The sequence below is a fragment of the Pandoraea terrae genome, from assembly GCF_902459695.1.
Lineage (GTDB): Bacteria > Pseudomonadota > Gammaproteobacteria > Burkholderiales > Burkholderiaceae > Pandoraea > Pandoraea terrae.
In genome coordinates, this window is the sequence record NZ_CABPRZ010000012.1 from 36912 (window position 1) to 58084 (window position 21173).

At 60.4% G+C, this 21173-nt stretch carries 20 protein-coding genes and 1 pseudogene; 6 read left to right on the forward strand and 15 right to left on the reverse strand.

The features are described 5' to 3' along the window. Positions 1-32 precede the first annotated feature (32 nt). The 3 genes from epsA (at position 33) to PTE30175_RS15050 (ending at position 3364) form a co-directional block, all read left to right on the forward strand. Positions 33-827 (forward strand): XrtB/PEP-CTERM-associated transcriptional regulator EpsA, encoded by a 795-nt coding sequence (gene epsA / locus PTE30175_RS15040; RefSeq protein WP_150697873.1) that lies wholly within the window; start codon positions 33-35, stop codon positions 825-827. Positions 828-961: 134 nt separating this feature from the next. Then, positions 962-2776, forward strand: coding sequence for an L-lactate permease (locus PTE30175_RS15045; RefSeq protein ID WP_150697874.1), 1815 nt, complete (start codon positions 962-964; stop codon positions 2774-2776). 177 nt (positions 2777-2953) lie between these two features. Then, positions 2954-3364: a DUF3830 family protein gene (locus tag PTE30175_RS15050; RefSeq protein WP_420819645.1), complete on the forward strand. Its 411-nt coding sequence runs from the start codon at positions 2954-2956 to the stop codon at positions 3362-3364. 9 nt (positions 3365-3373) lie between these two features. On the opposite strand, the gene eutC is transcribed toward PTE30175_RS15050, so the two are convergent. Genes eutC through PTE30175_RS15065 form a run of 3 tightly spaced genes read right to left on the reverse strand, consistent with a single transcriptional unit; the run spans position 3374 to position 6554 of the window. Beyond that, a complete protein-coding gene (eutC, locus tag PTE30175_RS15055) occupies positions 3374-4303 on the reverse strand; it encodes an ethanolamine ammonia-lyase subunit EutC (protein ID WP_224788791.1) in 930 nt (309 codons plus the stop codon). Beyond that, positions 4300-5679, reverse strand: a complete 1380-nt coding sequence (locus PTE30175_RS15060; RefSeq protein WP_150697876.1) for an ethanolamine ammonia-lyase subunit EutB — start codon at positions 5677-5679, stop codon at positions 4300-4302. Before PTE30175_RS15060 ends, eutC begins: the two co-directional genes overlap by 4 nt. A gap of 32 nt (positions 5680-5711) precedes the next feature. Continuing rightward, complete coding sequence (locus PTE30175_RS15065) at positions 5712-6554, reverse strand: helix-turn-helix transcriptional regulator (protein WP_150697877.1); 843 nt, start codon at positions 6552-6554, stop codon at positions 5712-5714. A 194-nt stretch (positions 6555-6748) separates the two neighbouring features. Here PTE30175_RS15065 and PTE30175_RS15070 point away from each other — a divergent pair, with 194 nt between their 5' ends. Beyond that, complete coding sequence (locus PTE30175_RS15070; RefSeq protein ID WP_150697878.1) at positions 6749-8212, forward strand: M20 family metallopeptidase; 1464 nt, start codon at positions 6749-6751, stop codon at positions 8210-8212. 84 nt (positions 8213-8296) lie between these two features. On the opposite strand, the gene PTE30175_RS15075 is transcribed toward PTE30175_RS15070, so the two are convergent. The 12 genes and pseudogenes from PTE30175_RS15075 to PTE30175_RS15140 all read right to left on the reverse strand — a co-directional run bounded on the left by PTE30175_RS15075 (position 8297) and on the right by PTE30175_RS15140 (position 19818). Further along, complete coding sequence (locus PTE30175_RS15075; protein WP_150697879.1) at positions 8297-8662, reverse strand: response regulator; 366 nt, start codon at positions 8660-8662, stop codon at positions 8297-8299. Between the two features lie 23 nt (positions 8663-8685). After that, positions 8686-9645, reverse strand: coding sequence for a chemotaxis protein CheX (locus tag PTE30175_RS15080; protein WP_150697880.1), 960 nt, complete (start codon positions 9643-9645; stop codon positions 8686-8688). Between the two features lie 67 nt (positions 9646-9712). Beyond that, positions 9713-10249, reverse strand: a complete 537-nt coding sequence (locus tag PTE30175_RS15085) for a hypothetical protein (protein ID WP_150697881.1) — start codon at positions 10247-10249, stop codon at positions 9713-9715. Positions 10250-10288: 39 nt separating this feature from the next. After that, positions 10289-11011, reverse strand: coding sequence for a methyl-accepting chemotaxis protein (locus PTE30175_RS29055; RefSeq protein ID WP_150697882.1), 723 nt, complete (start codon positions 11009-11011; stop codon positions 10289-10291). A gap of 60 nt (positions 11012-11071) precedes the next feature. Continuing rightward, entirely contained in the window at positions 11072-13510 is a 2439-nt protein-coding gene (locus PTE30175_RS15095) for an MCP four helix bundle domain-containing protein (RefSeq protein ID WP_150697883.1), read from the reverse strand. A 184-nt stretch (positions 13511-13694) separates the two neighbouring features. Continuing rightward, a complete protein-coding gene (locus PTE30175_RS15100; RefSeq protein ID WP_150697884.1) occupies positions 13695-14870 on the reverse strand; it encodes a multidrug effflux MFS transporter in 1176 nt (391 codons plus the stop codon). 4 nt (positions 14871-14874) lie between these two features. Beyond that, the gene (locus tag PTE30175_RS15105) at positions 14875-15684 is read right to left on the reverse strand and encodes a phytanoyl-CoA dioxygenase family protein (protein ID WP_150697885.1); all 810 of its coding nucleotides are present in this window, start codon (positions 15682-15684) and stop codon (positions 14875-14877) included. Further along, positions 15681-16709, reverse strand: a complete 1029-nt coding sequence (locus tag PTE30175_RS15110) for a glycosyltransferase family protein (RefSeq protein ID WP_150697886.1) — start codon at positions 16707-16709, stop codon at positions 15681-15683. Before PTE30175_RS15110 ends, PTE30175_RS15105 begins: the two co-directional genes overlap by 4 nt. A 712-nt stretch (positions 16710-17421) precedes the next feature. Further along, the gene (locus PTE30175_RS15120) at positions 17422-17940 is read right to left on the reverse strand and encodes a DUF2778 domain-containing protein (protein WP_150697888.1); all 519 of its coding nucleotides are present in this window, start codon (positions 17938-17940) and stop codon (positions 17422-17424) included. Positions 17941-17988: 48 nt separating this feature from the next. Further along, positions 17989-18471 carry an Hcp family type VI secretion system effector gene (locus PTE30175_RS15125; protein WP_150697995.1) on the reverse strand — a complete coding sequence of 161 codons (483 nt, stop codon included), beginning with the start codon at positions 18469-18471 and terminating at the stop codon, positions 17989-17991. Between the two features lie 633 nt (positions 18472-19104). Then, positions 19105-19398 (reverse strand): annotated as a pseudogene (locus PTE30175_RS15135) (BrnA antitoxin family protein). A gap of 183 nt (positions 19399-19581) precedes the next feature. Then, complete coding sequence (locus PTE30175_RS15140) at positions 19582-19818, reverse strand: hypothetical protein (protein ID WP_150697890.1); 237 nt, start codon at positions 19816-19818, stop codon at positions 19582-19584. Between the two features lie 567 nt (positions 19819-20385). Between PTE30175_RS15140 and PTE30175_RS15145 the strand changes: the two genes are divergently transcribed. Next, the gene (locus PTE30175_RS15145) at positions 20386-20673 is read left to right on the forward strand and encodes a BrnT family toxin (RefSeq protein ID WP_150697891.1); all 288 of its coding nucleotides are present in this window, start codon (positions 20386-20388) and stop codon (positions 20671-20673) included. Beyond that, positions 20645-20944 (forward strand): BrnA antitoxin family protein, encoded by a 300-nt coding sequence (locus PTE30175_RS15150; protein ID WP_191629091.1) that lies wholly within the window; start codon positions 20645-20647, stop codon positions 20942-20944. Before PTE30175_RS15145 ends, PTE30175_RS15150 begins: the two co-directional genes overlap by 29 nt. Positions 20945-21173 lie beyond the last annotated feature (229 nt).

A 21173-nucleotide genomic window follows, 5' to 3' on the forward strand; every position in this document is an offset into this window, starting at 1 on the left:
GTCCCGACAAGTTCGCGGGGTTTGAGACATCCATGTCTTTTCTTTCCCACTTTCGCGCCGAGGAACTCGGTCAGTTTTTGACGCTCGTGCAGCAGTCGCTGCGCGTTCGTCGTCATGTGGACCTGTTCAAATGGCTGCAAGGGGATGTCCAGCTATTCCTTCCGCACGGCGTGATGATTGCTGCCTGGGGAGACTTTTCCCTTGGCCCGAGCTGGTTCGACGTTGTGTCGCCTTTACCCGGTGCGCGTACTGACCGATTGTGCGAAACGGAGGTGAGTCCGTTCCTCAAGCGGTTGTTCGACCACTGGCTGAGTCTGGGGCGCCATCCCTATGCCATTGAGCTGAAGGACGAGATGTTCTCGCCCCCGCCCCATACGACAGGCGGCCTGAAAGAATGTGTCAGGGAAATGAGCTCGGCGCTGGTTCATGGGATAAAGGACGAGCGGGGGCGCCATGATTGCCTCTACGTCGTGCTGGGGACTGAGGTACTGATGAATCCGGCGTCCCGCGAAGCGCTGGAGGTTTTGCTTCCCTACGTTGACACTGCATTACGACAAGTGACCCCTTTGCCTGGCAAGCATACGGCGAAGTCCGAAGCCGCCGAGGCATCGCTGGATCTGGACGGGCTGGGCCTTAGCCCCCGTGAGCGCGAAATTCTCGACTGGGTGCGCAATGGCAAGACCAACCAGGAAATCGGCATGATCCTGGATATCAGCGCCTTCACGGTGAAAAATCATTTGCGGCGCATTTTCCAGAAACTGAACGTCATGAATCGCGCGCAAGCGGTGGCGACGTTCGAGAAGCTGGCGCGTACTGTCCGCACCTGAGTTCGTTTTCCATGTTGCGCCGCAAAACTTGAATTTGCCGGCTGCACCCGCTATACCAAAAGTGTCAGCTGCGAATCGGCGGCAGGCGTTCGTGCGCGAATCGTCTGCGATGCCGAGATCGAAAAGGAAAAACCATGTATCAGCAGACCTATGATCCGTTGGGGAATGCAATCCTTTCCACCATCGCTGCCGCTATTCCAATCCTGACGCTGCTCTATTTCATTGCACTGCACCGACACCGCGATGCCCAGGGCAATGTGCACCTGGGCATCTCTGCGCCCTACGCGGCCTTTTTCGGCGTCATCGCTGCCTTCATCGTCTCCTGCCTGATCTTCAGGATGCCGGTCGCATCGGCCATCTCGGCCTTCGCGCTGGGCAGCCTTTCGGGATTTCTGGGGATCATCTGGATCGTCCTCGCCGCGATGTTCCTGTACACGATGAGTGTCGTTACCGGCAAATTCGAGATCGTGAAGGAATCCATCGTCCACATCTCGTTCGACCGGCGGTTGCAGTGCGTGCTGATCGCCTTTTCCTTCGGCGCAATTATCGAGGGCACGTCAGGCTTCGGGACGCCGGTCGCCATCGCAGGGGCCGTGATGGTGGGGCTGGGCTTCAAGCCCTTCCAGTCCGCCGTGCTGAACCTGCTGGCCAATACCGCGCCGGTCGCCTGGGGCGCGATCGGCACGCCCATCGTCACACTGGCCGCCGTGAGCGGGCTTGATCAGGTGACGCTGTCCGCGATGGCAGGCCATCAACTGCCGTTCGTATCGGTCCTGGTGCCCTTCTGGCTGGTCGCAACCTTCGTGAAGATGGAAGGCGGGACCTGGAAGGAAGTCTTCGAAGTCTGGCCGGCGATGTTGTGCGCGGGCGGATCGTTTGCGCTGATGCAGTTCTTCGCCTCCGGCAGCAACGCCTTTCACCTGATGACCGACGTGGTATCGGGCGTCTTTTCGGTGATTTGCACGGCGCTGTTCCTGCGCTTCGTCTGGCACCCGAAGACACGCTTCCTGCTCCAGTCCGAGCGTCAGGCCCTTGCGCAAGCCGGCAAGACCACGGCAACGGCGACGACGGACACCACCGAGTGGAAGTACAAGTACACGGCCGCGGAGACCGCCTATGCGTGGATGCCGTGGGTCATTCTGGTCGGCTGCTGCGCGCTGTGGGGTGTGCCGGAGTTCAAGACGTTCCTCAACAACCTTTTCTCCGAAACCAAGTTCGCCACAACGCTGCTCGGATCGAAGTTCGGCGGTTCGCTGTCGCTGCCTGTCTGGGACATGCCGTCGCTGCACAACCTGGTCCAGCGGATGCCACCGGTTGCATCGGTCAACGCCAAACCCGAAGCGGCCCGTTTCACCATCAATTGGTTGTCCGCCGCGGGCACAGGCGTTTTCGTGGCGGCACTCCTTTCCGGCCTCGTACTCAAGCTGAACCCAACGCAGTGGAAGGATGCCTTCATGCAGACGATGCACCGGATGAAGATCCCGGTGCTCGTCATTGCCCAAGTGTTGGGGCTCGGGTTCCTGACCCGGTACTCGGGCACCGATGCGGTCCTTGGCCTCGCGTTCACCAACGCCGGATTTCTGTACCCGTTCTTCGCGGCGTACCTGGGGTGGCTCGGCGTCTTCCTGACCGGCTCCGACACGGCATCAAACGCCCTCTTCGGCAGCCTGCAGCGCATTACCGCGCAGCAACTCAATTTGAATCCGATCCTGACCGTGGCCACGAACTCGACCGGTGGCGTGATGGGCAAGATGATTGACGCCCAATCCATCATGGTTGCGTGCGCGGCCTGCTACGATGACCCGAAGGAGCGATCGTTCGCGCTGGGACCGATCTTCCGAACGGTGTTCTTCCATTCGTTGGCCGGCGCCGCGGTGATCGGCTTGATTGCGCTGATGCAGGCCTATGTCTTCCCGGGGATGATTCCGATACCGCCCGTCGGCAAGTGAACGCGGAGGCAGCAAGCGCGCGCTACGTCGCCTTGGTGACGGCCGCGCACGCGACCACTGCCCCGGCCGCATGGATGACGATCGCGGCCGGCTTCTCGATTAGAATGGCGGCCCTGCACTACGGCGGGAAGCCCCCACGCCCAATCGGGTCAGATCATGGAGACGACATTGAAAAAAATCATCGTACAAGGCGGTCCGTTTCAATTTGTTGGACGACTCGAAGAAGAAAAAGCGCCGCGAACCTGCCAGCGCTTTCTCGAAATGTTGCCGTTCAAGAGCAAGGTGATCCATTCACGCTGGAGTGGCGAAGCCGTGTGGATCCCGCTGGGTGATTTCGATACCGGGCTGGATTTCGAGAACCACACAAGCCACGCTTCGCGCGGCGATATTCTGCTGTACCCGGGCGGCTTTAGCGAAACCGAATTTCTGTTCGTCTATGGCAGTTCCAGCTTCGCAAGCAAGATGGGCCAACTTGCCGGGAATCATTTCTTTACGTTGACCGAAGGCCATGAACATCTGGCTGCGTTCGGCAAGCTCGTCCTGTGGGAGGGGGCGCAAGACATCGTGTTTTCGCTGGCGGACGCGTAGTCTGGTTGTTCAACCACGGTCAAGCCGGGCGGCAGCGGGCGGCTGCTGCAACGCCTGCGCGCTCTCATCCTTCAGGCCGACACCGGTCAGTCCAAGACGCCGCGCCGCGTTCATCAGATACGCCAGCTTGAACGCCGCCTGCGCATAGGACAAGCCTTCGGGCCGCACGTTGGAAATGCAGTTGCGCTGCGCGTCGTTGCGCCCCACCCGGGGGGCATACGTCAGGTAAATGCCGAGGCTGTCAGGCGAGCTCAAGCCCGGCCGCTCGCCGATCAACACGGCCACCATCGCCGCACCCAGGCGCTCGCCGATATCATCGCCGAGCGCAACGCGCGCCTGGCTCGCCACCACCACCGGCCCCAGGCGCCAGTCCCCAAGATGCTCCCGCACCGACACGAGCAACGGCACTGCATGGCGCGACACGGCCAAGGCGGAGAGACCGTCTGCCACGACGAACACAATGTCCGGAGCGCCCTCTCCCGACCGGCCCGGCGCTGCGGCAGACAACCCGGCGGCACTCTCTGTATTCCGCGCGTCCAACATCGCGGCACTCTCCGGACTCAGCCGGCGGCCAAGGTCCGGGCGGCGCAGATACTCGTTTCGATCGGCCACGGCGCTTCGCACGTCCAGGGTATTGAAGCCTTTGCCGCGCAATGCCTCATGCAGCGCTTCGGCCGCCAACGGCTGATGCACCGCATCGCGGGCCTGCGCATGCGCAAGCGAAAACGACAACCACGGGGCCGTCGGCACGCTGCCGCCCACGCGCCCCAGGCCGATGCGCGCGTTCGTGAATTGCCGCAGCCTATCCCACGGATCGGCACGGCCCGCCGAACCGGCGGTGGCACCGCATGCAACCTCACCGGCGACCTTACCCGGCCCGGCACCCGTCACTTCAGCGTTACGTTCCGCCCCGTCTTTGTCCTCCGGCTTGTTCATCATCCGTTCATCCATTGAAGCAAGGCCGGTTGCACGGCGTGGCCCTGAATCCGCCCGGACGCGTCGGTAATCCCCATCGCCTGCAACCAGCGTTCGAATTCGGGGGCCCGGCGCAAACCAAGCACCTCGCGGACATACAGCGTGTCGTGAAACGACGTGCTTTGGTAATTGAGCATCACATCGTCACCGCCCGGGACGCCCATGATGAAATTGACGTTGGCGGCGCCGAGCAGGGTGAGTAGCGTATCCATGTCGTCCTGATCCGCTTCCGCATGATTCGTATAGCAGATGTCGCACCCCATCGGCACGCCGAGCAGCTTGCCGCAGAAGTGATCTTCCAGACCGGCGCGGATGATTTGGCGTCCATCGTAGAGGTATTCGGGGCCGATGAAACCGACCACCGTATTGATCAGGAACGGATCAAACCGGCGCGCGACCGCATAGGCGCGCGCTTCACACGTCTGCTGGTCGACACCATGGTGGGCATTGGCCGACAGCGCACTGCCCTGTCCGGTTTCGAAGTACATCAACTGGTTGCCAACCGTACCGCGATGCAACGACAAGCCCGCTTCCCGGGCTTCCTGCAACAAGGCCAGGGAAATGCCGAATCCTGCGTTGGCCTTCTCGGTGCCGGCGATCGACTGGAAGACCAGGTCGACCGGCGCGCCCTTCTCGATCGCCGCGATCGTGTTGGTGACATGCGTCAGCACGCAGGACTGCGTCGGCACGTCATAGCGCTGCCGGAAATCGTCGACCATCTGAAGCAAGCCCATGATGACGTCCGGCGAGTCCGACGCAGGGTTGATGCCGATCACGGCGTCGCCGCAGCCATACATCAGGCCGTCGAAGATGGAGGCGGCGATGCCCTTTACGTCATCGGTCGAATGATTCGGCTGCAAGCGTACCGAGAGATGGCCGGGCAGGCCGACCGTATTGCGAAACCGGGTCACGACCGGGCGTTTCTTCGCGCAAAGGATCAGGTCCTGATTGCGCATCAGCTTGGAAACCGCGGCAACCATTTCCGGTGTCAGGCCGTCGCACACCCGAACCAGCGCCGCGGTGTCCGTCGAATCCGTCAGCAGCCAGTCGCGAAACCCGCCGACGGTGAGGTGCGCGATCTCGGAGAAGGCCTCCCGGGAATGGCTGTCGATGATCAAGCGCGTCACTTCGTCCTGTTCGTACGGGATGAGGGCCTCGTCGAGAAAGATCTGCAGCGGCAGGCCGGCGAGCACCATCCGGGCCGCGATGCGCTCTTCATCGGTCTGCGCGCAGACGCCGGCAAGCTGATCGCCCGAGCGCAGCGGACTCGCCTTGGCAAGCACGGTCTTCAGGTCGCCGAAATCGTATCGGCGCATGCCCACGGTTTCGCAATAGCCCATGCCGTGCCTCCTGTCGCAGGCGCTTCGCGTCGTTAGTCCGCCGCAACGCCCCGGCCACACCAACGCCCCGGCGAGACGCCGAAGGCCTTGCGGAAATGGCGCGTGAAATGGCTCAGGTCCGTGAATCCCTGTTCCATGGCGACATCCGTCGCCGGAAGGCCGGCCCGCAAGCCCGGCAGGGCTCGCGTCAGACGCAACTGATTGCGCCAGGCGTGTGGCGCCAGACCGGTTTCCCGCGTAAACAGGCGCGCCGCGTGAAACGGCGACAAGCCGACGGCCGCCGCCAGTTCCGAGAGCGCAAGCGGCTCGGTCAGATCCGCAGCCAATCGCGCCTTCATCGCTTCCACGCGCACGGCGTCGCGATGCAATTTCGCGGGGGTGGGGCGTTCTGCGGCATAACGCCCGAGCAACGTGGTCACCGCATCCGTCAGGGCAAGCTCTGCCGCCAGCGGATCGATGCCGTCCTGCAAGGCGCAATGCGCCAGCCGCAGCCGGGCTGTCAAATCCGGATCGCGAACGACCGCCTCGGCAAACCACGGCATCGGCAGGCGCCTGTCGGCCATGGAGGCCGCCACCGAGTGCACGAAATCCACCGGCAGGTAAAACACGCGGTAGCGCCAGCCGAATGCCGTGGCGCTCGCGCCCGTGTGAATTTCACCGGGATTGAGCACCGGTACGGAGCCGGTGTCGGCAACATGGTGCGTGCCCCGGTAGTCGTAGCGCTCCGCGCCCGCCTCGATGACCGCAACGGTGTATGCGTCGTGCCAATGCGGCGCGAACGTGTGATCGCCGTACTCGGCCGTCACCATGTCCGCATCGGGGACAAGCGGCGAGCGCCAATAAACCGGTAGATTTCGAAAGGGACGGGGGGCCATGGGTGTACTTTACCGCGAACCGCGTGCCCCTGGGAGACGGGTACCCGGCGGCGCGCCATCGCCCTGCCCGCGTTTGCCACGGATGCACCGCGCAACCTCTCGCTGAAACTCATGTTGGTAGAATCGGTCTAGCCGTGTATCGCGAACGTCGTTGTCCGCAATGACGCCCCCCCAAAATCCAACAGGATACCCTCATGACAACCGCAGATACCGCAGAACAGTCCCTTGTGCTGGACACCGCAGCGTTGCGCGACTATGTGGAGCGCAAATGGAACGATGAAATCGTGCCCGCGCTGATCGATTACATCCAAGTGCCGGCCAAGAGTCCGGCGTTCGATCCGGATTGGGAGAAGCATGGCTTTCTTGAGCGCGTCATCACCGATGCAGCGCGGTGGGCAGAGCAGCAACCCGTGCGCGGGCTGAAGCTTGAAGTCGTCCGTCTGCCGGGGCGAACCCCGGTGATTTTCTTTGAAGTGCCGGCGACGCGCTCGGGTAGCGACGAGACGATCGTGTTGTACGGCCACCTCGACAAACAGCCCGAATTCGACGGCTGGCGCCGCGACCTCGGGCCGTGGACGCCAAAGATGGAGGACGGCAAGCTCTACGGACGCGGCGGCGCCGACGACGGCTACGCCATCTACGCGAGCGTGACGGCCCTGGCCGCGCTCGACGCGCAGGGCGTGGAACGTCCACGCTGCGTCGGGCTGATCGAAACCTGCGAGGAGTCCGGCAGCTTTGATCTGCTGCCGTATGTCGATGCACTGCGCGAGCGTCTGGGCCGTGTCGGCCTCGTCGTCTGCCTCGATTCCGGCGCGGGTAATTATGAGCAGATGTGGCTCACCACGTCGCTGCGCGGATTGGTCGCGGGCGACCTTGAAGTCCAGGTGCTCGACGAAGGCGTCCATTCCGGCTCGTACGGCGGCATTGCGCCGTCGAGCTTTCGTGTGATGCGCCAGTTGTTCGAACGTCTCGAGGATGCGTCGACGGGCAACGTGCTGCCGCGCGGATTCCATTGCCCGATCCCGGCCGACCGCCTGCGTGAAATGGAAGCGGCGGCGCACATTCTCGGCGACGAAGTGTGGAAGAAAACGCCGTGGGCATGCGGGCAGGACGGCGGTTCAGTATTGCCGACGACCCTCGATCCGAAGGAGGCGCTGCTCAACTCGACTTGGCGTCCGTCATTGTCGGTAACCGGCGCGGCCGGCCTGCCGTCGCTGGCGGATGCCGGTAACGTGCTACGCCCGCGTACGGCGTTCAAGCTGTCGCTGCGCCTGCCGCCGATGGTGGAAGCGACCCGGGCGGTCGCAGAGCTGAAAGCGTTGCTGGAGCTCGACCCGCCATACAACGCAAAGGTAACGTTCAATCCCGCATCCGGCGCGGCCAGCGGCTGGAACGCCCCCGATCTCGCGCCATGGCTGGCGACGGCACTGAATGATGCCTCGCGCGTGCACTACGGCGCGGACTGCGCCTACATCGGCCAGGGTGGGACGATTCCGCTAATGAATGTGTTGCAAGCGGGATTCCCGACGGCGCAGTTCATGGTGTGTGGCGTGCTCGGCCCGAAATCGAACGCCCACGGGCCGAACGAATTCCTGCACGTGCCGTACGCCAAGAAGCTGACCGCCGCAGTGGCGCAAGTGATTTCGAAGGCGCCGTAAGCGGCAGGACCATTCGCTCACGCAAAACGGGCCGCACGACGCGGCCCGTACTTCATGTGGCGCCGGAAAACCGACGGGCTCGCCTCAGCTTGCCAGTTTGCGGAACGTCTCCAGCACGGCGTCGCCCTTGAACGGCTTCACGATCCAGCCCTTGACGCCTGCCGCCTTGCCCCGCTCCTTCATCGCCGGGCTGCTTTCCGTGGTCAGCATGATGACGTTGACCGTCTTGTTCGCCAGCTCGCCGCGAATCTTCTCGACCATCGTCAGGCCGTCCATGTTCGGCATGTTCACGTCGCTGATCACCAGCTTGATGCCCGGCGCGGCGCGCAGCTTCGCCAGGCCATCCTTGCCGTCGACCGCCGTGTCGACATCGAGGCCGTTCTTGCGAAGGAAGCCGGCCACCTCGTCGCGCACCGTGCTCGAATCGTCCACTACCAGAATTTTCGACATTCGTTTTCTCCAAATTTCCAGAATCAGAACAGTTCCAGCTCGCCTGCATCCACCATCGCATCGGCGTCGCTCGACAGTTCCTTGAAATCCTCAGGCGACCAGCTCAGACTGAACACGAAGCGCTGATGCAACGTGACCATCCGGCCTGTCTTCTCGTCCGTCAATCGATACACGAAGCACAATTGCGGATTCTCCGTGCCGAACGAGATGTATTTCTGCTTGTGGTTGACCAGCAGCGGCACCTGCACCTGACTGACGGCCAGCACGTTCGCATCGCCCAGATAGCGGTTCTTGAACGCTCCCCACACCATATTCGTCAACTCGCCCAGCAGTCCGTTCAAGTCGCGGAAATCGGGCGTCCCGTCGCTCATGCGCTGCCGCTCGATCAAATCGAGCACCGGGGCTTCTTCCGCCTGCATCATCATGTAGCCGCGGCACCATGCGCTTTCCAGCGGAATCAGGCTGAAGACCTCGCCGAAAATGATCCGGTCACGCACGATGCATGGCGTGTCCCACGTGATCGTCTGATCCTTGAACAGCCCGCTCAGCATCGATTCCGTAATCTCGGAGATGCCGCGCACGAGCGCATTCGGATAGTCGAGACTGAAGATGTATTCGTCGATCAGGCTGCGCAGCGGCGACATGTCGCTCGCCATGTACGCGCCGCACAACACCCGGCGCAAGCCTTGCGGCAGATCGTCGAGCGTGAGCGTTGCCGCGCGCCGCATGATGATCGGCAACTCCGGGCGCACCGCATGAATCCGGATCGCCGTCTCCATGCTCTCTTCGAGCGAGCCGCCGTAGTCGTCGGCCAGCAGGATCGCGCCCAGATCGATATTCGAGCGCAGCACCGACAGCAGGCGGTTCTTGCGCACTTTCAGACCAATCAGGTTGTGCTCATGGCAAAACCGCTTGATCTCGCCGACATGCTCCGGCCCGTTCTCCAGGATCAGGATCTTGCTGACCGGTTGATTCACATTCATTTCCACTACCCCTTTTGCTTCCCTTTGGCGTTTCCTGCCATTTGCACCACAACTTGCGCAAAGACCATCAAAACAGTTCCAGTTCGCCGCTCGCTTCCTCGTCCATCCGCACGTCTGCGTGAAAATCGATCGGCGCGTGCGCGCAGACGCACAGCGTTGCCGCCAACTTCACGTCGTCGTTGATCGTTACCGAGTAGGACGCGACGTGATTCGGCTTGAGTTCATGCAGATGGGCAACGCACTTGGCGCTCAGCACGTACGGCGTGGACATGCCCAGATCCGGAAAATAGTTCAGCAGCTCCTGGTTCATCGCGCCGCAGCAGAGATTGCAGATCTCAAGAAAGACTTCCCGGAACGAACCTTCGGCGCCTTCCTTCAGGAAATACGCGCGGGTCGTATCGTCTTCATCGAAATGCAGGATCAACACGAGCCGGAAGAGAATTGACGAAATCGTCAGCACGGCCAGTTCGTCGCCTGCGGTATTCGCCTGCGCGGACGTCAGCGGTGTGATCTGGCACACATCGCCCGACGTGAGCGGCAGCCGCGACCGGGCCGCCTTGTGGAAAATACGTTCGATGCTGTCCTTCGCGTGCGTGCTGATCACGTTGATGCTCGTTGAATGCGCAAAATGCCGGTCTGCCGCTCAGTGCAGACGCGATTGAAACTGCGTGGCCATCGCCTCGACACTCGACAGCGATGCGGCGATCATCTTGCCGCCCGCCTGAATGTCCTGAAACGTGGCGGTCGTGGTCACGTCGTTGCGGTGCAGGCTGTCGCGATAGCTCTTCGACAGCTCCTCCGAGCGTGCCGCGAGCGCCCGCACCTCGCTCGCCACGACCGCGAAGCCACGGCCTGCCGTCCCTGCCCGCGCGGCTTCGATCGATGCGTTCAGCGACACGATCACCACATGGCGCACGATCGACGACAGCTCCTGATTCTTCGCGTGCATATCCTGGTTCTGCGTCATCAGCGAGATCATCTGCTCGTGCCAGCGCTCGAACGTGGCCGCAAGACTCTTCAGGCGCGCCGCTTCGCCGGCGATGCGCCGGGCGTCGTCAGCCCAGTGAGCCTTGTCGGCGATCGCGGCGTCCATCGCGGCGCGCGCCTCGTCCACCAGCGTCATTTGCTTCGCCAGGTCCTCGCGAAGCTGCGCGATCTCGGCTTCCTGCGCGGCCGCCTGCTGCTCGATCTCCGTCACACGGGCGCAATCTGCGGCTTGCGCGCGTTTCACCGTTTCGATCTTCGCGGCGGCGTCCGAGCGCATTTGCGCCGCCACCCGGCCGTGCGCCCTGCGGTGTGCGACGAACGCCACAATAGCGGTTACGGCGACACCGGCCGCCAAGGCCATGAGAGACGATTCCATCACCGTTGAACTACCTCGTATTCACGATTCACGTGTATTTGCCGCGATAACGACCTCGCCGCATCAGGCCGGCGAAGCGGACGGTTTGCCCGCGGCCCCTGCCGGTGCGCCTGTCGATCCGCCCGCTGGTTCTGAACGCTGTGGGTGATGCTTTGCGCCGGCGACATCGAAGCTGTCCACGGCAAAGCTGTCCGGAAGGCACACGACCGTCTGGAATTGCCGGAACGCCGCGCCCGTATGGTCGTCGGTGAAATGGAGTTCGATGCGGCCATGCTCGCGCTTGAGGAAGTCCTGCACCGCGTCCATCCCGACACCCCGACCGGAGACCTCGGTGACCGCATTGGCCGTCGAGAAGCCGGGACGGAAAATGAACTGCGCGATGGTTTCATCCGTCACCGCGTCGTTTGCGCCGATCCAGCCTCGCTCCACGGCGATGCCGCGAATCCGATGCAGCGCGAGGCCACGGCCGTCGTCGCTCATCGTGATCTGCAGGACATGGTTGTCGATGCCGACTTCGATATCGATCGTGCCGGCCGCCGGCTTGCCCTGCGTGAGGCGCGCGTCGGCCGTCTCGATGCCGTGATCCATCGAATTACGCAGCAGGTGCATGAACACGTTGTTCAGGACGTCGGCGCCGTGCGCTTGCAGACGGTAGCCGTTGTCATCGATGCGCACGACCGGCGTGCCCTTGCCCAATTCGCCGGCCAGCGACGGCAGCGAATCGAGCACGCCCGACAGCGCTTCTTCCACGCTTTCCGTGCCGAGCAGACGCAGCGTCTGGCGCACCGTATCGCGCATCGAGAGCAGATCGCCAAGATCGCCGCTATTGACCGATTCGAGCAGACGCAGGCTGGCGTGGATATGCTCCTTGTCGACCGTCAGGTAACGATCGGCGCCGGCCGAACCCGCCGAGCCGCCCGGGCCCTTGCGCCCCAGGCTCACTTCGTTGATGCGTGCGTAGCTTTCGATGGCTTCCTTCACGCGCGCCAGTTCTTCCATCAGGCTGTCCTGATCCCACTCGTGCGACGCTTCCGGTTCGCGAAGTTCGTGATAGCGCTGTTCGGTTTCGTGAACCACGTTGGTCAGATGCTGCAGGTTGTAGGTGCGCGCATTGCCCTTGATCGTGTGCATGTTACGGAACAGTTCCGCAATCGCTTCCATGTCGGCTTGCGAGTGCTTGCGGATGATCCGTTCGTTTGCATGGACGAAGTTCGACGAACTTTCGATGAACTGGTGGAACTTCTCCTGACTCACCGCCAGGATTTCGCCGATCATTTCCAGATGACGCCGCTGTTCGCCCGCCTCCTGTGCGAGAGCGCGCAGTTCGGTGACGTCGCGAACACAGAGCATCAGGCGGTTGATGACGTCGTCTTCGTCGGTGATTGCCGACCAGCTCAGGTCGAGGATTTTCACGCGGCCATCGGGCATGCGCTTTTCAATTTCGCCCACGAGCAGATGCTGATTGAATGCGAAGTTGATGGCATCCTGTCCGAGGCACGCGTGGGTGGCGGCGTCGATTTGCGAGAGCGCATCGGCGCCGAGTTCGGTGTCTGCGAACACGAGATCCATCATCGGACGCCCGGCGATATCGTTCGTCTCGAAGATGGCTTCGAGATAGGCCGAGTATTCCGAATGCACCACGGCGCCATCGACGATCGTCAGAATCCCCTGCTGCATGTTCTGCAACATCGCCTGAATGTCGGCGGTCTTCTGCTTCAGTTGGGCGGAGCTTTCCTGAATCTTTTCGATCATGCCGTTGAACGCGACGATCGAATGGCCGATTTCGTCCATGCGTCCGACCGGCACGCGGCGCGTGAAGTCCTGGCTCGTCGCAATCTCGCTCATCATCGCCTGCATGCGCGACAGCGGACGCGTGATCTGGCGGTACAGCAGCGAACCGATGACCGTAAGCATCAGGATTGCGATGCCGGTGACCACGCCGATGGCGGTGGACGTTGTCGCGAGCGATCCATTCAACGTTGCGATGGCTTCGTCTTTCTGGCGATTCTTCTCAACGCGCAGCGTATTGACGACGCCTTCGAGTTCATCGCGATACTGTGCGACGTTGGCGAAGAGAAGGGCCTGCGCGAGTTCGTTCTTGCCCGCCGCTTTCATCTTGGCGGTGTCGTCGATCGCGTTGAAATAGTTCTGTACGCTCTCGCGCGCCTGCACGATCAGGCCCTTCTGGGCCTGCGATTCGGCGCTGTCGGCCTGCTTGTCGAGCGCGGAATCAATGGCGGCGTGCTTGGCCTTCAGGTCCTGCTGCGCTTGCGCCACGACGGTGTCGTCGGGGGCATACACGAGCGTCATGGTGGCGAGCTGCACGCCTTTGACTTGCGAGACGAGATCGGCGGAAGCGAGCGCGCTGGGAACGACGCCTTCGGTGACCTGCTTGACTTGCGATGCGCTGGCGCGCGTACGGTAGACGGCGTACCCGCCGATGGCCGCGAGCGCGACGAACGTCAGGAGCACCAGAAGCGTAATGCGGTGGCGAATGGTCATGTCGGCAAACCTTCTGATCTGGTCCGGCGAAACGCGCCTCTTGCCGCAGCCCCGTTCGCCGTTGGAATTTTTCTTACATCGTTGTACTTTGATTTTTAACAGCGGAATGTGACGGGCAGATGACTATCGTCGATACGTCACGAATGATCTCGCCTGATTAGCGATGCTGATGATCCATTACGGCTCAGTCGATGGTTCGTTGCCGTGCCGCCAAGTAAAAGACCAGTATCGCGCCGGTGCTACATATCGCCATGACGATCAGGAGCGATCGTGCGGAGTCATCGTGTAAAGCAGCCGTCGCTATTGCGCTGAGCGTGCCCAAGACAAATAGCATGGTCCCCATCAGCGCTGAGGCGGCTCCCGCGTTCTCCGCATGGTTGGACAACGCGATCGCTGCGGCATTGGGTGCGACAAAGCCGATGCTTGAGAGGAACAGGAATAGACCGATAAGCAATATCCAAATACTCGGATCGGAATCCAGACCGGCAGCCGCCAAACCTAGCCCGGCGGGAAGCCATAAGGCCCTTTCGACGATACGCGCCAGCGCGAGTCGTGAAGTCAGGACAGCGTTCAACTGGGCGGCGACGATCATGCCAAGCGAATTCGCGGCAAATACCCAACTGTAATGCCGAGGCGAGAGCCCATACACATTCATCAGCACGGCGGCAGAACCGGAGATATAGGCATACATGCCGCCTTGTAAAAGCCCGTTGCATAGCGTGTAGACCACGAATTGCCGATCGCCCAGCAAACGCCCATAATTGCGCGCGATGCCCAGCCACGAAAACCGGGACGTGGTGTTCGCCTCACGCGTCTCCCGCATCCAGAAATGAATGGCCGTCAGACATAGTGCGCCAAACAGGCCCATGCCGCCGAACACGGCTCGCCAACCCCACTGCTGGAATACCGCGGCGCCAAGAAGTGGCGCCAACAGCGGGGCCACACTCACGACCAGCATCAGCAATGAAAATGCGCGCGCCGCCCCAACGGCGTTCGTACGATCCCGCACGATTGCGCGCGCAATCACCATCCCCGCGCAACCGCCCAAGCCTTGAAGAAACCGCAGACAAATGAACGGAACCGCGCTATCCACGAGCGCGCAGGCGACGGAACTGCATCCGTAGAGCCAAAGGCCTACATATAGCGGAGGCTTTCTACCGTGGCGATCGCTCAACGGCCCATAGAGCAACTGTCCAACAAGCAACCCAACCAAGTAGCTGACCACGGACAGTTGTACGGTTTGCCCTTCTGAACCGAATTCTCGGGCCATAAATGGGGCGCTTGGCAAATACATGTCGATCGAGAGCGGGCCGATCGCGCATAGGGCGCCGAGCAGCAGAAGCCAACCATGCCGCTTCATCGGCTTATTTGAAACGCGCACCCGTAGCGTTTTGCACTGATTGCATGCACCGGCTTCTCAGTGCCTGCCCTGCGGTCGGGTTAAGCGGAGCAACGTGATCCCAATGGCCATGGGAGTCCTCGCCGCTGACCAGCCACGTGTAAGCTGGGCGCACGGGAGGCGTGACCTCGGGAGCGACATAGCGGGAGACCAATCCAATGCGAGCCCGGTCACTGGCATTGGGACCCGATGCGTGGTACAGCAACGGATGGTGAATGGAAAACTCTCCGGCGGCCAGGTTGACCGGCACAGCCTCATCCTCGTCGACGGAAACGCAAATTTCTTGCGCGCGCGTCAGCATATTGTGCCGGCACGGCCTTTCGGCATGGGGCAAGAGCCTGGTATGGCTCCCCGGGAGAACGCGCATGCCGCCGTTGCCTTCATTGGCATGGGTGAGCGCCAACCATGTGGTCACCAGCGGAATAGTTCGGAGATCATCGTAGTGGTGCCGCCAATAATACAAATCTTGGTGCCAGGAGAAGAAGTTCGACGTATTGGGCGCCTTGGTATTGAACTCGCTTACCCACACGAGCACGTTAGGTCCGATGACACTTCTGACGGCATCGAGCACTATCGGATGCGCAACGAGTTGTGCTATCCACGGGTGTAATAAATGCCCGAATACGCGCTGCTCACCTTCAGCCACCACCTTGCCGGGGTCGCACAGACGCAAATAGTGCTCTTGCGCCTGACACACCTCCGATTCCGAAAGGGCCTGTAAAGGGAAGATGATTCCATGCTGACGATAGTCGGTGAGAAATTGCTTCGCGTTCATGCGATGGATCCCCCAGTACAGAGATGATGAATCTGTGAGGCTCTGATAGTCGTGGTGTGCTGGCCGGCGACCTTGCGCATGGCGTTTTCGACGGTGCGCTTCCAGAATGCATCGCCACACAGGTAGGCATCGCGCACGGCGACGGTGTCCTCTATGACATGAAGCAGATCGGTGCCAACGTAGTCCTCTCCCTCAACGAAGCCGAGCGCAGTCAGTCGCGCTCCGAGTGATGCGCGCTCGGCGATCACAAGGCACCCTGCCGCCATCCCTTCGAATACTTTCGCGACGAGATAGCCAAAGACCGAGCCGCAGACCAGCATTGCGGGGTGGCTACGCAACAAAGCGGCATAGCCTTCTCGGCCCAGACGCGCCAATGCAACTGGATCGGCGCGCATGGTGTTCGCCCGGTCTCCGGGATAGCCCGGGTAGCCGGGATGATCCACGACCTGACAGACGGATTCGGGGAGTTTGATTCCGCAGAACTGCCGAAACGGATATGGCCAGGTGCGGGAACCGGACAGCAGTGCGCGATCCGACGAAGGGGACGGAGCCGCCCGGAAGTATGAGGCTGCTGCGTGAGGTGTCCATTCGACCTTTGAACTGGCCACCTCCGGATACCATTGCAGCAATTTGTCCGGATACGTTGCAAGAATCCGGTCTGCCCAGAGAAAGGCGCGCAGTCGCTGTTGGCGGCGATGCATGGTGAAATGGTGCACGTCGTCGCAAAACACCATGCGTCGGACCGAGCTCGGGAGCGCATTCAACGCATCAGCATTGCGCTCGATTAACTCATAGGGCTCCCACAGCAAGACAACCTGCGCGTCGCGTATCGCCGACAGGATGGCGGCATCGTCAGACTCGCCGATGACCAGCTTGGTCCATCCGTAGGTCACCAACGACTGCTGCATTTCGTAAAACTCAAGCGAGATGTAGTTTTCCCATCCCGCCGGAACGCACAACACCCATTTCCCTTTTTCGATAGTTGGATCTTTGACCACCCTATCTGACGCTTGATAACTGCTCATGAAATCCCTCGCAGTGACGTTGCCGACGTAATGCATACAGACACTGAGAGAAATGCTAACCAACATGCGCCTTATCGCATATGGGAAGCCTCCGAGAATTGTGGCCGAGCTTGGAGGGTTACGCCTTTCGCGTGGGCAAAGGGCAGGCTACGCCTAAGATGGAAGACAATTGCCAACGGGCTGACGGGCTTAAACGTCAGGCAACCAAACGTGGCACTTCAGATGTGTCTTCTGATGCTCGCCGAGCGTCGTTCCTGCAGTGTAGTGGTTTGTTGCTCGGACATACGGTGTTGCGTGACCGTCTGCAGGACCGTTGTTGAGCGTGGCTCACTCATGCGTGGCGCCCGACTGGAGCAAGCTGCGTTCGGTATGAGCGCGTCGTTGCTGAGAAATTGACCGATGCTTCGACTCGCTTGACGCCCGGCATTGGGATGGACAGGGGGACTTGTAGAGCTATGACGTTTCGCGACACTCGAATTTTCTCGCGCAAGCTCGCCAAAGTTTTATGAGCAACCGATACGCAACAACTGAAACGACCAGGTTCACCGCGAGTATCGCGTAGACATATAAATCTTCTGGGTCTCTTATACCCAACCTGTCCGAAATATCGAACAGCATCCGCACTTGGTAATCCGGCATCGGCACCGGATAGAGATGCACGTATCGGACCGAATAGAAGAATATGGTTACAAACAGTAATGTCTTTACGGTTTTACGGACAAGTGCTTCCATACGTCGTCACGTCTATCCAGCCATAGGTACTCAGTCCAGAATTCCGCGCGTGCACGGGCGTGGTGTTGAGGATCGCGCGACGAAGCGCCGCATAATCGGATCGATTTTGCAGGGTGATGCATCCTAGCGAGATGCCAGATCCTCCAGCGGGGTGCAGCCGGAAATTTCCACGCTTGACTCCTTCTACCCACGTGTAATCGTCGATCTGGCCGTCGTCTCGATACAGCGCGAACCATTCGCCGTGATCGACGGGACTATACAAAGCGCTCATGACGGTGTCCCGCAAAGCCATGTGCATTCGAGATCGAATGCTGCCAGCGGGGCGATCAACGATCCAATATTTGCCAGCGGGTATGGGGCCGATGTTCGGGCGAGCAGTGCAGCCGCCTCTATTTCGGTAAATCTCGTTCCCGGAGAAGGCCATGAATGAACCAACGCCAGGCACGATCAGTGGCGAGAGGTGTTGGTTGTCTACGATGAACTTTCCTTGCAGGGGCATGAATGGTCTCTGACGTTTCGGAATGGCGCTTGATATCGGTTACGTGCTTCAGCGTTCGTCCCACGCATCGGTAAACTTGATATTGCCGTCGATGTAGTGCCATGTGATGCGCTCATACATCAAAGAAATGGACTCCATGTGATTGAGCGCCGAGAGTCCCGCCAGTTTAGTGTTGGCCATGCCGGGATTCACGCCGGTGACCTTCACGCCTTCGAGCAGCATCGTGAAATACTTCTCCTCGCATCCAGCGTGATTAATGCGATACCAGCGCAGCTCTGCCGACGCCAGCGTTTGGCCGTTTGCAACGGCCTTGTAGAGGTACGGGCTCGACGCGTCGAATTCCTTTTCGAGCGTCATCGACGAATGCATGCGCGTGCCGGTGATCTTTCCGTTCTGCCCATCCACGGGGAGATTCAGGCCGTGACTGAAGCCAATGATCTCGATACTTCCTTCCCGCCCCTGAACGGTTGAGGAGCCTTTGATATCGGCGCCACCATCGTCCTTCAGCCACAGGTGAGCTGGAATTGCCATGTCAATCATCTCCATCTTGATATGCGCCATTCTGGCGCTGGGCCGGCATTGATACCGCAGGAGGATGCTCTGGTCAATGCGTTATGTCCCAAAACTGAGGGTGACTGGGCTAGGACGGTCGCCCCATATGAGGGTGTAGCGCCGTGCTCACAGCATGGCTGGGGATTTATGCAACCTTTTCTTCCAGGCGGGCACGAGCCAGCCCTGGATATGTCGGTTCGAACTCCGAGTCAATTCAAAAATGCCCGGCGTCACTGGCCACTTTCAGGAACGTGCCGCCGGCAGCCGCATCGCGCCCGGGTTTCGGATATCAGCTATATCCGCACAGCCCAAGGGTGGCTGCATATGGCGGTGGTGCTGGACCTATACTCTCGCAAGATCGTCGGCCGGGTCGTAACCGACGCTGACGGACAGCGCCATTGATCAGGCAGCTTCGCGCAAAGTCATGCCAAGATCATTACGTACCCAACGCGCTTCCACGGCGAGTTGTTCCGTTTGGAGAAGATGCCCACTCGGGTCGCGTTTATCAGCCCAAGTGTGAAAAGGTGTCCGGTGGTACAGGGGAAAATCAATAGGAATCCGGTCGGCCGAGATTTCGGCAAACCTACAATGAGGCAGCACTCGTGTCGAACCTTACGGCCTATGAGTGCGCAGCCAATCGAGTAACGCGTCATTCATGCGCTTTTGCCATTCGTCACCCGAGGCGCGAAAGGCAGCCACGATTTTGACGTCATAGCGGATCGTCACAGATTCCTAGGAGTTTGCCAGCTTTGGGCGCTCCACGCGCTTGGCTTGCTCACCGAATGGTTTCATCTGTCGGATCTCTTCCTCAGTGAGTTCATAGGTGTCGGGGTCGGCGGCGATGCCACGGTTGATCGCCTCCTCCTCTTCAGGCGTCGGCATTGCGATTTTGCGATTCTTGAACATCTCGGATTTCCCTCTGGTCTGCCTCCCGCAAGCTGATGCTTTTGGTTGCGTCGTCACACCGCGTACCCGCACAAAATTCATTCCGGCACATACAAAACGAAGCCGCGGTCTTCGCTTCTAAAGCCGGGGATGTCAGCAAATGCATCAGGGTCGCGACCGATGCTTACGGACCGAGCGATGCGATCAGGCAGCTTCGCGCAAAGTCATGCCGAGGTCGTTGGATACCAAATGCGCTTCCATAGCGAGTTCTTCCATTTGGAGGAAATACGCGCTCAGATAAGGTTGATCCAACGATTCAATGCCGCCTTGCGTAGCAGCCGAAGAGAGGGCCGCGAGACGGGTGACGAGCTCATCGAGACGCTCCAGGGCAGTTTGTACGTCGGGATTGTCGAAAGGTGCGGTGGTTTGTTGCTCGGACATACGGTGTTCCTCATTCAGGTACTGAGTTCCCCGTACGCCCGCTGCCGCGATGGCAGGGGCGGGCGGGCGCTAAGCGAGGTTGACGACCGTACGACTAAACGAAACAAAGAGAACGGTACTCCCGGGGGAGTCCACGCAAAGCGCCCACCCAATGGTGGTCAGCAGCTTCACCGAACCGGCGCAATTCTCCGGAACGATCGCTTGCGCGTTTCGTTCAGTCATTCGGGTCGTCAAACCCGGTCACGTTTGTTGACGCGACGAACCCAGTCTAGAGACGCAAACGCACAGGCACAAGCCATTTGGCCCCGAATTTACGCGAGTTTGGCGAGATTCGGAATGCTCCATACTCGCGTTAGGACGGAACTCATAAATTTCGTGGGATATGTCCGGAAGAATGGGAAAACCACAGACTACGGGTGTGCGATGAAAGCGGTCACGGCACAATTTCTCCGAGCGCAAACGCGTCCGTTCATGGATCGATAACGCCAGGTCACTCCAGACGACGCTGGAATTATCGTACCCACAAAAAATCATTGACGCGCAATTTATTGTGGGTACAATAATCTCATGGATTTCACGATCCAGTTCGACCCGGTCAAATGCGCGCGAAACGTCAGGGACAGAAACCTCTCGTTCGAAGCGGCCCGTCAGTTTGACTGGTCCACAGCTGCGCTACTGGAAGATGCCCGCAACGAATATCCAGAGCGCCGCTTCATTGCGGTGGGGTATCTCAATGCGCGGCTGCACGTGATGTGCTTTACTCCGATTTCCGGCGGCATACGCGTCATCAGTTTTCGAAAGGCCAACTCCCGAGAGGCACGTGATCATGACAAACCGCTTACCCTTGACCGATAAGGACGGTGAAGTGCGCGAACTGACGCAGGAAGACTTGCGCAAGTTCCAGCCCGCCGCCGACGTACTTCCCGGCGTCGTCGGGAAAGCATTGTCCGAAGTGATGCTCAGGCCGCGCGGACGTCCCAAGGCAGATCAAACGAAAGTCCACCTGAACGCACGATTCGACCCTGAAGTCGTGAATGCCTTCAAGAACACCGGATCCGGTTGGCAAACTCGTATGAACAATGCCCTTAAGGATTGGCTCAAGACGCATGATCCCCAGGAGGCGTGAGCCTCTCGCCCGCGCAGCCCGAAACAATTACGTGCCGCGACACCTGACGCGCTAAGATGCCGACGGCACATATTCACGCGCTTAGAAGAATAAAGCGCCAGCCGGCGACTCCCAAGTCCACCCGAATTCGGCACAAACGCTTCTCGGAACGCTTCGACCAACACATCCTCACTCCCCGTCCAAGCGTTATCAGGCCATCGATTCAACATAAGAACTTCTTAATAAGAAA

Excerpts from the sequence above, each read along its gene's own strand:
- epsA (WP_150697873.1), top strand. The coding sequence starts at position 33 with ATGTCTTTTCTTTCCCACTTTCGCGCCGAGGAACTCGGTCAGTTTTTG.
- PTE30175_RS15045 (WP_150697874.1), top strand. The coding sequence starts at position 962 with ATGTATCAGCAGACCTATGATCCGTTGGGGAATGCAATCCTTTCCACC.
- eutC (WP_224788791.1), bottom strand. The coding sequence starts at position 4,303 with ATGATGAACAAGCCGGAGGACAAAGACGGGGCGGAACGTAACGCTGAA.
- PTE30175_RS15060 (WP_150697876.1), bottom strand. The coding sequence starts at position 5,679 with ATGGGCTATTGCGAAACCGTGGGCATGCGCCGATACGATTTCGGCGAC.
- PTE30175_RS15065 (WP_150697877.1), bottom strand. The coding sequence starts at position 6,554 with ATGGCCCCCCGTCCCTTTCGAAATCTACCGGTTTATTGGCGCTCGCCG.
- PTE30175_RS15070 (WP_150697878.1), top strand. The coding sequence starts at position 6,749 with ATGACAACCGCAGATACCGCAGAACAGTCCCTTGTGCTGGACACCGCA.
- PTE30175_RS15075 (WP_150697879.1), bottom strand. The coding sequence starts at position 8,662 with ATGTCGAAAATTCTGGTAGTGGACGATTCGAGCACGGTGCGCGACGAG.
- PTE30175_RS15080 (WP_150697880.1), bottom strand. The coding sequence starts at position 9,645 with ATGAATGTGAATCAACCGGTCAGCAAGATCCTGATCCTGGAGAACGGG.
- PTE30175_RS15095 (WP_150697883.1), bottom strand. The coding sequence starts at position 13,510 with ATGACCATTCGCCACCGCATTACGCTTCTGGTGCTCCTGACGTTCGTC.
- PTE30175_RS15100 (WP_150697884.1), bottom strand. The coding sequence starts at position 14,870 with ATGAAGCGGCATGGTTGGCTTCTGCTGCTCGGCGCCCTATGCGCGATC.
- PTE30175_RS15105 (WP_150697885.1), bottom strand. The coding sequence starts at position 15,684 with ATGAACGCGAAGCAATTTCTCACCGACTATCGTCAGCATGGAATCATC.
- PTE30175_RS15110 (WP_150697886.1), bottom strand. The coding sequence starts at position 16,709 with ATGAGCAGTTATCAAGCGTCAGATAGGGTGGTCAAAGATCCAACTATC.
- PTE30175_RS15120 (WP_150697888.1), bottom strand. The coding sequence starts at position 17,940 with ATGCCCCTGCAAGGAAAGTTCATCGTAGACAACCAACACCTCTCGCCA.
- PTE30175_RS15125 (WP_150697995.1), bottom strand. The coding sequence starts at position 18,471 with ATGGCAATTCCAGCTCACCTGTGGCTGAAGGACGATGGTGGCGCCGAT.
- PTE30175_RS15140 (WP_150697890.1), bottom strand. The coding sequence starts at position 19,818 with ATGTCCGAGCAACAAACCACCGCACCTTTCGACAATCCCGACGTACAA.
- PTE30175_RS15145 (WP_150697891.1), top strand. The coding sequence starts at position 20,386 with ATGGATTTCACGATCCAGTTCGACCCGGTCAAATGCGCGCGAAACGTC.
- PTE30175_RS15150 (WP_191629091.1), top strand. The coding sequence starts at position 20,645 with ATGACAAACCGCTTACCCTTGACCGATAAGGACGGTGAAGTGCGCGAA.